The sequence below is a fragment of the Klebsiella sp. BIGb0132 genome, assembly GCF_024810075.1.
GTDB classification, from domain to species: domain Bacteria; phylum Pseudomonadota; class Gammaproteobacteria; order Enterobacterales; family Enterobacteriaceae; genus Klebsiella; species Klebsiella terrigena.
This window is the reverse complement of sequence record NZ_JANUDW010000012.1, coordinates 25,707-37,992: the sequence shown is the minus strand read 5'-3', so window position 1 is coordinate 37,992 and position 12,286 is coordinate 25,707. Positions and strand designations below refer to the sequence as shown.

Sequence of the window (12,286 nt, the reverse complement as noted above, 5' to 3'; positions counted from 1 at the left end):
GAATAAAAAAAGGCCCTGGTAATTATCTGTAAATAACAATTAGGCCTACAGCAAAATAAACATGTTTGATGATGTAAATACGTCAAAGAGATTACTTATCAGAATTAACTGACATTAACTTAATAAAAACAAACAACTACAAAAAATGGGAATACAAGTGATTTCCTGGCAGACGGAAGTGAGGCAAACCCAGACGTCATGCCCACTGGTACCGGTTTTAGGATGATGATGCTCTAATTGAGAATTTGTGACATAGAGCAAATTCAAGAGCATAAAATTCGGACATAACTTGCAATAACTTTCATTATCGCCGACCTTATTAGGTATTAATTACGAAGCGCAAAAAAAATCGCACCCCTCTCTTGCACAGCGAAATGTTGAACTATGTTGATTCCGTCTAAATTAAGTCGCCCAGTCCGCCTTGAACACACCGTGGTTCGCGAACGATTGCTGGCGAAACTTTCCGGCGCGAACAATTATCGTCTCGCGCTGGTCACCAGCCCCGCCGGGTACGGCAAGACCACGCTAATTTCTCAGTGGGCGGCAGGAAAAAATGAGCTCGGGTGGTTCTCGCTGGATGAAGGCGATAACCAGCAGGAGCGCTTTGCCAGCTATCTGATCGCCTCTATTCAACAGGCGACCGGGGGCCACTGCGTGGCCAGCGAAACGATGGTGCAAAAGCGCCAGTATGCCAGCCTGCCCTCGCTGTTTGCCCAGCTGTTCATCGAGCTTGCCGAGTGGCAGCGCCCGCTATTCCTGGTCATCGACGATTATCATCTGATTAATAACCCGGTGATCCACGACGCCATGCGCTTCTTCCTGCGCCATCAGCCGGAAAACCTGACGCTGGTCGTCCTGTCGCGTAACCTGCCGCAGCTGGGCATTGCCAACCTGCGCGTGCGCGATCAGCTGCTGGAGATTGGCAGCCAGCAGCTGGCCTTTACCCATCAGGAAGCAAAACAATTTTTCGACTGTCGCCTCGCCTCACCGATTGAGGCCGAAGATAGCAGCAGACTGTGTGACGATGTCGCCGGCTGGGCAACGGCCCTCCAGCTCATCGCCCTCTCCGCGCGCCAGAATAACTCCTCCGCCCAGCACTCCGCCCGCCGCCTCGCCGGCATTAACGCCAGCCACCTTTCCGACTACCTCGTCGATGAGGTGCTGGACAACGTCGACGCGCGCACCCGTAACGTGCTGCTAAAAAGCTCGCTGCTGCGCTCGATGAACGATGCGCTCATCGTTCGCGTTACCGGCGAAGAGAACGGCCAGATGCAGCTGGAAGAGATCGAACGCCAGGGGCTGTTCATGCAGCGCATGGACGATTCCGGCGAGTGGTTCCGCTACCATCCGCTGTTCGGCAACTTCCTGCGCCAGCGCTGTCAGTGGGAGCTGGCGACCGAGCTGCCTGAAATTCACCGCTGTGCGGCAGAAGGCTGGATGGCGCAAGGCTTCCCCAGCGAAGCGATTCACCATGCGCTGGCGGCTGGCGATGCCAAAATGCTGCGCGACATTTTACTGAATCACGCCTGGGGCATGTTCAACCACAGCGAGCTGGGGCTGCTCGAGCAGTCGCTAGCGGCGCTGCCGTGGTCAAACCTGCTGGAAAACCCGCGGCTGATCCTGCTGCAGGCCTGGCTGATGCAGAGCCAGCACCGCTATAGCGAAGTGAACACCCTGCTGGCCCGCGCCGAGCAGGAGATGGACGCGGAGATGGATATCGCCATGCACGGCGACTTTAACGCCCTGCGCGCGCAGGTCGCCATTAACGCCGGCGATCAGGAAGAAGCCGAACGCCTGGCGATGGTGGCCTTAGAAGAGCTGCCGTTGGCAAGCTACTACAGCCGCATCGTCGCCACCTCGGTGCACGGCGAAGTGCTGCACTGCAAGGGCCAGCTGAGCAAATCGCTGGCGGTGATGCAGCAGACCGAGCAGATGGCGCGTCGCCACGATATCTGGCACTACGCCCTGTGGAGCATGATCCAGCAAAGCGAGATCCTCTTTGCCCAGGGCTTCCTGCAGGCGGCGTGGGAAATTCAGGAGAAGGCCTTCCAGCTCATCCGCGACCAGCATCTCGAACAGCTGCCGATGCACGAATTCCTGCTGCGCATTCGCGCGCAGCTGCTGTGGGCCTGGGCGCGGCTGGATGAAGCCGAGGCCTCTGCGCGCGGCGGGATGGACGTCCTTTCAACCTATCAACCGCAGCAGCAGTTGCAGTGCCTGGCGCTAATGGTGCAGTGCTCGCTGGCGCGCGGCGATCTGGACAACGCCCGCAGCCACCTGAACCGGCTGGAAAACCTGCTCGGCAACGGCCACTATCACAGCGACTGGGTGTCAAATGCCGACAAGGTGCGGGTGATCTACTGGCAGATGATCGGCGATAAAGCCGCGGCGGCCAACTGGCTGCGCCAGACGCCGAAGCCCGAGTTTGCCAATAACCACTTCCTGCAGAGCCAGTGGCGCAACATCGCCAGAGCGCAAATCCTGCTCGGTGATTTCGATTCCGCCGAAATGGTGCTGGAAGAGCTCAATGAAAACGCGCGTTCGCTGCGCCTGATGAGCGATATTAACCGCAACCTGCTGCTGCTCAACCAGCTCTACTGGCAGGCGGGACGTAAGAGCGAGGCGCAGAAGGTCCTGCTGGAAGCGCTCACCCTCGCCAACCGTACCGGATTTATCAATCACTTTGTTATTGAAGGCGAGGCCATGGCCCAGCAGCTGCGTCAGCTTATTCAGCTCAATACGCTGCCGGAGCTGGAGCAGCATCGCGCTCAGCGCATTCTGCGCGATATCAACCAGCACCATCGCCACAAGTTTGCCCACTTCGATGAGGGCTTTGTCGAACGGCTGCTCAACCACCCGGAAGTGCCGGAGCTTATCCGCACCAGTCCGCTGACCCAGCGCGAATGGCAGGTGCTCGGCCTGATCTATTCCGGCTACAGCAACGAGCAGATCGCCGGCGAGCTTGACGTCGCGGCAACGACCATTAAAACGCACATTCGCAATCTGTATCAGAAGCTCGGAGTCGCGCACCGCCAGGATGCCGTTCAGCACGCCCAGCGGTTGCTTAAAATGATGGGATACGGCGTCTGACGCCGTTTAGCACAGCTCCAGCTGCAGGTTATTGTCCTTAATAACCTTCAGCACGCCCGCCGGCGGCATCACGTCGGTGTAAACCGCATCAACCATGCTGATGCTGCCCATGTTCACCATCGCGTTACGGCCGAATTTCGAATGGTCCACCACCAGCATCACGTGCCGCGAGTTTTCAATAATCGCGCGCTTGGTGCGGACCTCATGATAGTCAAACTCCAGCAGCGAGCCGTCGCTATCGACGCCGCTGATGCCGAGAATGCCAAAATCAAGGCGGAACTGGGAGATAAAATCCAGCGTCGCTTCGCCGATAATGCCGCCGTCGCGGCTGCGCAGCTCGCCGCCCGCCAGAATGATGCGGAAGTCATCCTTCACCATCAGCGTGTTCGCAACGTTGAGATTGTTGGTGACGATGCGCAGATCGTTGTGCTCCAGCAGCGCGTGCGCCACCGCTTCCGGCGTCGTACCGATATCAATAAACAGCGTCGCCCCGTCGGGGATCTGGCTGGCAACCTTGCGGGCAATACGCTCTTTTTCCTGGGTCTGGGTCGCCTTCCTGTCGTGCCAGGAGGTGTTAACCGAGCTGGAAGGCAGCGCGGCGCCGCCGTGGTGGCGCAGGATCATTTTTTGTTCGGCGAGATCGTTCAGGTCACGACGAATGGTCTGCGGGCTGACGGAAAATTGCTCGACCAGCTCCTCCGTACTGACATATCCCTGTTTTTTTACCAGCTCGATAATAGCGTCATGACGTTGTGTTTGTTTCATGCAATATCCCTGGGAAAATTTGACTCGCTTATCATGGATGACGGGGAGTCTCTATGTTCGTTTTCGCACATGCTGAGTATCTACAAACGCCATCGCCAGTCCGGTCACCAGGCCGGCTACGTGCGCGCCGTTCGCAATCGACATGCCAAAAACATCAAACCATCCAGCAATTAACCATACTAAGGAGAAGAGTATCAAGCCGCGCTGTAAATAAACGCCGCTCTGCGGATCGCGCTCTCCCCGCAGCCAGACGTAGCCCATCAGCGCATACACTACGCCGGATAAGCCACCAAACCAGGGGCCGCTAAACTGATGTTGAACAAACCCGCTCAGCAGCGCGCTAATGACGGTGATAACCACCAGCTTGCCGCTGCCAATCCGTTTCTCAACCGCACCGCCGAGGTACCACCACCATAGCAGGTTAAACAGGATGTGCATCAGCGAGAAGTGCATCAACGCATGGCTAAAGTAGCGCCAGACCTCAAACTTCAGCGAGGGGTCGTACGGCCAGGCCAGCAGCAGCATAACCGGCTGGTCGCCAAGGACATTTTGCAGCACAAAGACCAGCACGCAGAGCGTCAGAACCACCCACGTAACGGGCCCGGCGTTGTGGCGCAGGGTCGCGAAGAAGGGGAAGCGCTGGTAGTGCAGCCCGCTGTTAGTTTGCCCCGATTGCCAGCTTGCCGCGAGGTAGCGCGGGTCGGCGGGGTTTTCGAGAAAGCGAGTCAGTTCAGCCTGAACCCGCGCGGCCTGGCTCTCGTCCGCCAGCCAGACGTCGCTCTGGCTGTGCTGCTGAATAGTAAGGATAACGCCCTGGGTCGCCATATAGTCGACAAACGCCTGGGCCACGCGCGGGTTGGCAAAAGAGGTAATCATTAACATGCAGCGGATCGCTTATTCCACACAAAGGGGGACAGTATATACGCAAAATCATTCAAGGTGCGTGGCGACGGCAGCCGCGGGCGAGCACAGGCGCCCGGCACGGAGGCCGTTTGAACCCTAAAACGTATACGGTTACGGGTCAGAGCGTCCCGTGAGCCACTTCCGCCGGGAAGTGACGATGCCAGGCATCAAACCCGCCGTCCACGCTGTAGACCTTGTCATAGCCCTGCTGCAGCAGATACTGCGCGGCGCCCTTACTGCTATTGCCGTGGTAGCACATCACCATCACCGCCGTCTCAAAGTCGTTATCACGCATAAACGCGCCCAGCGTATCGTTGGTCAGATGAAACGCACCCGGAGTGTGGCCCATCGCATAGCTTTGCGGGTCGCGGATGTCCACCAGTACCGCCATGGCCTGCTGCAGCTTCTGATGCGCCTCTTCTACGTTGATACATTCAAAGTGATCCATGTGCTCTTGTCTCTTTATTGCGGGGTGATATAGCGGGCTGATTGCCGGCCATGATTCTACTGCCTAGTTTACCGTCAGACGGGAAATAAACGCCAATATGTTACATGCATCACTCTGAAATGTTTTTTTGATGTTACCAATAGCGCGTTTGTTTGCTATATTGAGCGATATCGAACATTTGTGAGCTTAAACGAAAGTGCAAGAGGTAGCGAACGTGGAAACCAAAGATCTGATTGTGATAGGCGGAGGCATCAACGGTGCCGGTATCGCGGCAGACGCCGCCGGGCGTGGTTTATCCGTACTGATGCTGGAAGCGCGCGATCTCGCCTGCGCCACCTCCAGCGCCAGCTCAAAGCTGATTCACGGCGGGCTGCGCTACCTTGAACACTACGAATTCCGTCTGGTCAGCGAAGCGCTGGCCGAACGTGAAGTACTGCTAAAAATGGCGCCGCATCTCGCATTCCCGATGCGCTTCCGCCTGCCGCACCGTCCGCATCTGCGCCCGGCGTGGATGATCCGTATTGGTCTGTTTATGTACGATCACCTGGGAAAACGCACCAGCTTACCCAGCTCAACCGGTTTGCGATTTGGCGCAGAGTCGGTACTTAAACCTGAAATCGTGCGCGGTTTCGAATATTCCGACTGCTGGGTAGACGATGCGCGGCTGGTGCTGGCGAACGCGCAGATGGTGGTGCGCAAAGGCGGCGAGGTTCGTACCCGCACCCGGGCCATCTCCGCCCGGCGTGAAAACGGTCTGTGGATTGTCGAGGCGGAAGATATCGACAGCGGCGAGAAGTTTACCTGGCAGGCGCGGGGCCTGGTGAACGCCACCGGCCCGTGGGTCAAACACTTCTTTGATGAAGGGATGCACCTGCGCTCCCCTTACGGCATCCGCCTGATTAAGGGCAGCCACATCGTGGTACCGCGCGTACATACCCAGAAGCAGGCCTATATTCTGCAAAACGAAGACAAGCGAATTGTGTTCGTGATCCCGTGGATGGACGAGTTCTCGATAATCGGCACCACCGACGTGGAGTACAACGGCGATCCGCAGAAAGTGGCGATCGATGAGAAAGAGATTAGCTACCTGCTCAACGCCTACAACGCGCACTTTAAAAAGACGCTGTCCCGCGACGATATCGTCTGGACCTATTCCGGCGTCCGCCCACTGTGCGACGATGAATCTGATTCACCGCAGGCGATTACCCGCGACTATACGCTCGATATTCATGACGAAAACGGCCAGGCGCCGCTGCTGTCGGTCTTTGGCGGCAAGCTCACGACCTACCGCAAGCTGGCAGAGCACGCGCTGGAAAAGCTGACGCCGTACTATAAAGGCATCGGCCCGGCGTGGACCAAAACCGCCGTTCTGCCCGGGGGCGAGATCGACGGCGATCGCGACGATTACGCCGCCAAACTGCGCCGCCGCTTCGCATTTATCAGCGAATCAATGGCGCGTCACTACGCCCGCACCTACGGCAGCAACAGCGAGTGGGTGCTCGGCGAGGCGACATCGCTTGCCGATCTGGGCGAAGATTTTGGCCACGAGTTCTATGAAGCCGAGCTGAAATACCTCGTGGAGCATGAGTGGGTTCGCAGACTCGATGACGCCATCTGGCGTCGTACCAAACAGGGCATGTGGCTCAGCGCCGGGCAGCAGGCGCGCATTAGCGAATGGCTGGCGCAGCACGTGGGAAAGTCTGAGCTCTCTCTGGCCTCGTAGGCGCCCCGGCGGGGTCTCTCGCCGGTCGCTAAGCGCACTGGAAGGCGCGGCCTGAGGGGTTCAAAAAAGACAAAAAAACGGGGCCTGATGGCCCCGTTTTTTACGGCATCGCGGCGGTTACAGCCGCACCGGATCGATATGCCAGATATGGTCGGCATACTCTTTAATCGTCCGGTCAGAAGAGAAGTAGCCCATATTGGCGATGTTGAGCATCGCTTTGTTGGCCCACTCTTCCGGGTGACGGTAGAGCTCGTCCACCTTATCCTGACAATCGACGTAGCTACGATAATCTGCCAGCACCTGATAGTGGTCGCCAAAGTTAATCAGCGAATCCAGCAGGTCGCGATAGCGGCCGGGCTCCGACGGACTGAACAGGCCGGTCCCGATCTGGGTCAGCGTCTGATGCAGCTCCGGGTCCTGCTCGTAGTAGTCGCGCGGTTTATAGCCGCTGCGGCGCAGCGCCTCAACCTCCTCCGCAGTATTACCGAAGATGAAAATATTCTCCTCGCCCACGTGCTCAAGCATTTCAACGTTAGCCCCGTCGAGGGTACCAATGGTCAGCGCGCCGTTAAGCGCAAACTTCATGTTACTGGTCCCGGATGCTTCCGTTCCCGCCAGCGAGATCTGCTCGGAGAGATCAGCCGCCGGAATAATCAGCTGGGCCAGGCTCACGCTGTAGTTAGGGATAAACACGATCTTCAGCTTATCGCCGATCTGCGGATCGTTATTGACCACCGCCGCCACGTCGTTAATGAGATGAATAATGTGCTTGGCCATGTAGTAGGCCGAAGCGGCTTTCCCGGCGAAGATATTGACCCGCGGCACCCACTCGGCGTCGGGATCGGCCTTGATGCGGTTATAGCGCGCAATCACGTGCAGCACGTTCATCAGCTGACGCTTGTACTCGTGGATGCGCTTGATCTGCACATCAAACAGCGCCTTCGGATTAACCACCACGTTAAGCTGCTGGCCGATATAGTTTGCCAGCCGCTGCTTGTTCTCCAGCTTCGCCTGGCGCACCGCCTGGTTCACCGTCGGATAATCAATATGCTGCTCCAGCTCCTTGAGCTGGCTGAGATCGGTGCGCCAGGTGCGGCCAATATTTTCATCCAGCACCTTCGACAGAGGCGGATTCGCCAGCGCCAGCCAGCGGCGCGGGGTCACGCCGTTGGTCACGTTGGTGAAGCGCATCGGGAAAATCCGCGCAAACTCGGCGAACAGCGACTCCACCATCAGCCTCGAGTGCAGCTCGGAAACGCCGTTCACCTTATGGCTAATGACCACCGCCAGCCAGGCCATCCGCACCCGGCGGCCATTGGACTCATCGATAATCGAGGTCCGGCTCAACAGCGCGGTATCGTTGGGATACTGCTCCTGCAGCGTCTTGAGGAAGTAGTCGTTAATCTCAAAGATAATCTGCAGATGGCGCGGCAGAATTTTACCCAGCATATCAACAGGCCAGGTCTCCAGCGCTTCGCTCATCAGGGTATGGTTGGTGTAGGAGAAGACCTGGCAGGTCACCTCGAACGCCTCATCCCAGCTAAACTTATGCTCGTCAATCAGCAGACGCATCAGCTCAGGGATCGACAGCACCGGGTGGGTGTCGTTGAGGTGGATAGCGATTTTGTCGGCCAGGTTGGCGTAGGTTTTATGCAGCTGATAGTGGCGGCTAAGGATATCCTGCACCGTCGCGGAGACGAGGAAATACTCCTGGCGCAGGCGCAGCTCGCGCCCGGAATAGGTGGAGTCATCCGGATAGAGCACGCGGGATACGTTTTCGGAGTGGTTTTTATCTTCTACCGCCGCGAAGTAGTCGCCCTGGTTGAATTTACCGAGGTTGATTTCGCTGCTGGCCTGAGCGCTCCACAGCCGCAGGGTATTGGTGGCATCGGTATCGAAGCCCGGGATAATCTGATCGTAGGCCTCCGCAAGGATCTCTTCGGTTTCCACCCAGCGGGAGTTTTTCCCCTCCTGCTGAATTCGGCCGCCAAAGCGCACTTTGTAGCGCGTGTTATGGCGCTCAAACTCCCACGGGTTGCCGTATTCCAGCCAGTAGTCCGGCGACTCCTTCTGCCGACCGTCGACGATATTCTGCTTAAACATCCCGTAGTCATAGCGGATGCCGTAGCCGCGACCCGGCAGGCCGAGGGCCGCCAGAGAGTCGAGGAAGCAGGCCGCCAGGCGTCCGAGCCCGCCATTGCCCAGCCCCGGGTCATTCTCCTCGTCGATCAGCTCTTCAAGGTTGAGCCCCATCTCTTCCAGCGCGTTGTTGACATCTTCATAGATACCCAGCGACAGCAGCGCGTTAGAGAGAGTGCGGCCAATCAGAAACTCCATCGACAGGTAGTAAACCTGACGAACTTCCTGCGAAAGCTGGGCGCGGTTAGAGCGCAGCCAGCGCTCCACCATTCGGTCACGCACGGCGAACAGCGTGGCGTTAAGCCATTCATGTTTGTTGGCGATCGCCGGATCTTTGCCGATGATGAACATCAGCTTATAGGCGATAGAGTGCTTCAGTGCCTCAACGCTCAGCGTGGGTGATGCGTAGCTAAAGGGTACATTCATCGCAATGACTCCTGTGGTTACATCAAGCGTTGATAAAGTTCGCGATAAGAGTTCGCTGCGACCTGCCAGCTAAAATCCATATTCATCGCCTGGCGCTGCACGTAACGCCAGAGCGAAGGGCGCGACCACAGAACGAATGCGCGCCGAATTGCTCGCAGAAGCGACAAGGCATTGCTGTCTTCAAAGACAAACCCGCTGGCCAGGCCATCGGCCAGGTTTTCCAGGGAGCTGTCGGTGACGGTATCCGCCAGGCCGCCGGTACGCCGTACCAGCGGCAGGGTGCCGTACTTGAGGCCATACAGCTGCGTCAGCCCGCACGGTTCAAAGCGGCTGGGAACCAGGATGACGTCGGCGCCGCCCATAATGCGGTGTGAGAAGGCTTCATGATAGCCAATCTGCACGCCCACTTTGCCGGGATGCTCGGCCGCTGCGGCCAGGAAGCCCTCCTGCAGCACCGGATCGCCGGCGCCCAGCAGCGCCAGCTGCCCGCCCTGCTCCAGCAGGCCCGGCAGCGCTTCAAGCACCAGGTCCAGCCCCTTCTGGCTGGTCAGGCGGCTGACCACGGCAAACAGCGGCGCCTTGTCGTCCACCTTCAGCCCCATCGCAATTTGCAGCTGGCGCTTGTTCTCCGCTTTATCTTCGAGACTATCGCGGTCGTAGCGCGCGGCCAGCAGCAGGTCGTTTTGCGGATTCCAGATGTTTGAATCCACGCCGTTAAGGATGCCCGACAGGCGCCCCTCGTGCTGCCGCTGGCGCAGCAGCCCCTCCATGCCGTAAGCAAACTGCGGTTCGGTTATCTCACGGGCGTAGGTTGGGCTGACCGCCGTAATATGGTCGGCATAATAGAGGCCCGCTTTCAGGAACGAGAGCTGGCCGTTGAACTCAAGGCCGTGCATGTTATAGAACGACCAAGGCAGCTCGATCTCGTTCATATGCCAGGAGTAGAACATCCCCTGATAGGCCAGGTTGTGCACCGTGAAAACCGATTTCGCCGGGTGGCCGCGCGCCGCCAGATAGGCCGGCGTCAGGCCCGCATGCCAGTCGTGGGCGTGCACAACGTCAGGGCGCCAGAAGGGATCCAGCCCACAGGCCATTTCGCTGCCTACCCAGCCAAGCAGCGCAAAGCGCAGCACGTTATCGGTGTAGGCATGCTGGTTGGTATCGTGGTAAGGGCTCCCCGGGCGATCGTAAAGATGTGGTGCATCAATCAGATAGATGCCCACGCCGTTAAAATGGCCAAACAGCAGCGTGATGCGGCCGGCAAAGGTGTCTCTGCGCGTCACCACCTGCGCATCGGTTATCCCGCGACGAATATCAGGAAACGCGGGCAGCAGCACGCGCGTATCGATACCTTCTGCAATTTGTGCCGCAGGCAGCGCGCCGATGACATCCGCCAGACCGCCGGTTTTTAACAGCGGGAACATCTCTGAACATACGTGTAAGACCTGCATTATCGCTCCTGTGAGTGCCCCAACTTCCGCAGCATATCCCGGGTGACCAGCACAATACCTTCCTCTGAGCGGTAGAACCGACGCGCATCTTCTTCCGCGTGTTCACCAATCACCATGCCTTCCGGAATCACGCAGGCGCGGTCGATCACGCAGCGGCGCAGGCGGCACGAGCGTCCGACCCAAACTTCTGGCAATAAGACTGCCGAATCAATGTTACAGAATGAGTTCACCCGCACGCGCGGGAACAGCACCGACTGCACCACCACCGAACCGGAGATAATGCAGCCGCCGGAGACCAGCGAGTTCAGCGTCATGCCGTGGCTACCGGAGCGATCCTGAACGAATTTAGCCGGCGGCAGCGACTCCATGTGGGTGCGAATCGGCCAGTTCTGATCGTACATATCCAGCTCCGGCGTCACCGATGCCAGGTCGAGGTTGGCTTTCCAGTAAGCCTCGAGCGTCCCCACGTCGCGCCAGTAGGGTTCGGCCTCGGGATCCGACTGAACGCAGGAGAGTGGGAAAGGATGTGCATAAGCCATGCCAGCTTCGGTTATCTTCGGAATGATATCTTTGCCGAAGTCGTGGCTGGAGTTTTCATCGTTATCATCTTCCGCCAGCAGCTCATAAAGATAATCGGCATCAAAGACATAGATACCCATGCTGGCCAGTGATTTGCTGGCATCGCTCGGCATGGCGGGCGGCACGGCAGGCTTTTCGACAAACTCAATGATCTTGTCGCTCTCATCAACCGCCATCACGCCGAAAGCGGATGCCTCTTCGATGGGCACCGGCATACAGGCCACGGTGCAGCGCGCCCCTTTTTCGACGTGATCGATAAGCATGCGCGAGTAGTCCTGCTTATAGATATGATCGCCGGCGAGGATCACCACGTACTCCGCCTTGTAGCGGCGAATAATATCGAGGTTCTGGGTCACCGCATCCGCGGTACCGCGATACCAGTTTTCACCATGCACGCGCTGCTGCGCCGGAAGCAAATCGACGAACTCGTTCATCTCTTCGCTAAAGAACGACCAGCCGCGCTGGATATGCTGTACCAGCGTGTGCGATTGATACTGGGTGATAACGCCAATGCGGCGAATACCTGAGTTAATGCAGTTAGATAATGCGAAATCGATAATGCGAAACTTACCGCCAAAATGGACGGCCGGTTTTGCGCGCTTAATCGTTAAATCTTTCAGTCGGGTACCGCGACCACCCGCAAGAATCAACGCAACGGTTTTGATGGGCAGCTGACGCGCCAGCATCAACGGATCGTTCTTTTCTAGCCTAACCATGATTAACTCCTTTTTACATCCCAGCCTTCCTGCCCTTCCCGCCGCG

8 protein-coding genes are annotated in these 12,286 nt (G+C 57.8%); 2 read left to right on the top strand and 6 right to left on the bottom strand.

Going from position 1 to position 12,286, the window contains the following annotated elements:
* Positions 1–384: 384 nt before the first annotated feature.
* Complete coding sequence (gene malT / locus M2416_RS23460) at positions 385–3,090, top strand: HTH-type transcriptional regulator MalT (protein WP_045854020.1); 2,706 nt, start codon at positions 385–387, stop codon at positions 3,088–3,090.
* Positions 3,091–3,096: 6 nt separating this feature from the next.
* Here malT and M2416_RS23455 read toward each other — a convergent pair whose 3' ends face one another.
* The 3 genes from M2416_RS23455 to glpE form a co-directional block, all read right to left on the bottom strand.
* The gene (locus M2416_RS23455) at positions 3,097–3,855 is read right to left on the bottom strand and encodes a DeoR/GlpR family transcriptional regulator (protein WP_041143027.1); all 759 of its coding nucleotides are present in this window, start codon (positions 3,853–3,855) and stop codon (positions 3,097–3,099) included.
* A gap of 51 nt (positions 3,856–3,906) precedes the next feature.
* Positions 3,907–4,737 (bottom strand): rhomboid family intramembrane serine protease GlpG, encoded by an 831-nt coding sequence (gene glpG / locus M2416_RS23450; RefSeq protein WP_076946157.1) that lies wholly within the window; start codon positions 4,735–4,737, stop codon positions 3,907–3,909.
* Between the two features lie 139 nt (positions 4,738–4,876).
* A complete protein-coding gene (gene glpE, locus M2416_RS23445; RefSeq protein ID WP_041143029.1) occupies positions 4,877–5,206 on the bottom strand; it encodes a thiosulfate sulfurtransferase GlpE in 330 nt (109 codons plus the stop codon).
* 214 nt (positions 5,207–5,420) lie between these two features.
* On the opposite strand from glpE, the gene glpD reads away from it, so the two are divergent.
* Positions 5,421–6,929 (top strand): glycerol-3-phosphate dehydrogenase, encoded by a 1,509-nt coding sequence (gene glpD / locus M2416_RS23440; protein WP_259227138.1) that lies wholly within the window; start codon positions 5,421–5,423, stop codon positions 6,927–6,929.
* A gap of 117 nt (positions 6,930–7,046) precedes the next feature.
* On the opposite strand, the gene glgP is transcribed toward glpD, so the two are convergent.
* The 3 genes from glgP to glgC are packed head-to-tail and all read right to left on the bottom strand — an operon-like array spanning position 7,047 to position 12,240.
* Complete coding sequence (gene glgP / locus M2416_RS23435) at positions 7,047–9,494, bottom strand: glycogen phosphorylase (protein ID WP_041143031.1); 2,448 nt, start codon at positions 9,492–9,494, stop codon at positions 7,047–7,049.
* Between the two features lie 17 nt (positions 9,495–9,511).
* Positions 9,512–10,945: a glycogen synthase GlgA gene (gene glgA / locus M2416_RS23430; RefSeq protein ID WP_041143032.1), complete on the bottom strand. Its 1,434-nt coding sequence runs from the start codon at positions 10,943–10,945 to the stop codon at positions 9,512–9,514.
* Positions 10,945–12,240 (bottom strand): glucose-1-phosphate adenylyltransferase, encoded by a 1,296-nt coding sequence (gene glgC, locus M2416_RS23425; RefSeq protein ID WP_041143033.1) that lies wholly within the window; start codon positions 12,238–12,240, stop codon positions 10,945–10,947. The genes glgA and glgC overlap by 1 nt, the downstream gene beginning before the upstream one ends.
* Positions 12,241–12,286: the final 46 nt, after the last annotated feature.

What these genes read in the sequence shown, in the direction of transcription:
- malT (WP_045854020.1), top strand. Translation starts at nt 385, where the DNA reads ATGTTGATTCCGTCTAAATTAAGTCGCCCAGTCCGCCTTGAACACACC.
- M2416_RS23455 (WP_041143027.1), bottom strand. Translation starts at nt 3,855, where the DNA reads ATGAAACAAACACAACGTCATGACGCTATTATCGAGCTGGTAAAAAAA.
- glpG (WP_076946157.1), bottom strand. Translation starts at nt 4,737, where the DNA reads ATGTTAATGATTACCTCTTTTGCCAACCCGCGCGTGGCCCAGGCGTTT.
- glpE (WP_041143029.1), bottom strand. Translation starts at nt 5,206, where the DNA reads ATGGATCACTTTGAATGTATCAACGTAGAAGAGGCGCATCAGAAGCTG.
- glgP (WP_041143031.1), bottom strand. Translation starts at nt 9,494, where the DNA reads ATGAATGTACCCTTTAGCTACGCATCACCCACGCTGAGCGTTGAGGCA.
- glgA (WP_041143032.1), bottom strand. Translation starts at nt 10,945, where the DNA reads ATGCAGGTCTTACACGTATGTTCAGAGATGTTCCCGCTGTTAAAAACC.
- glgC (WP_041143033.1), bottom strand. Translation starts at nt 12,240, where the DNA reads ATGGTTAGGCTAGAAAAGAACGATCCGTTGATGCTGGCGCGTCAGCTG.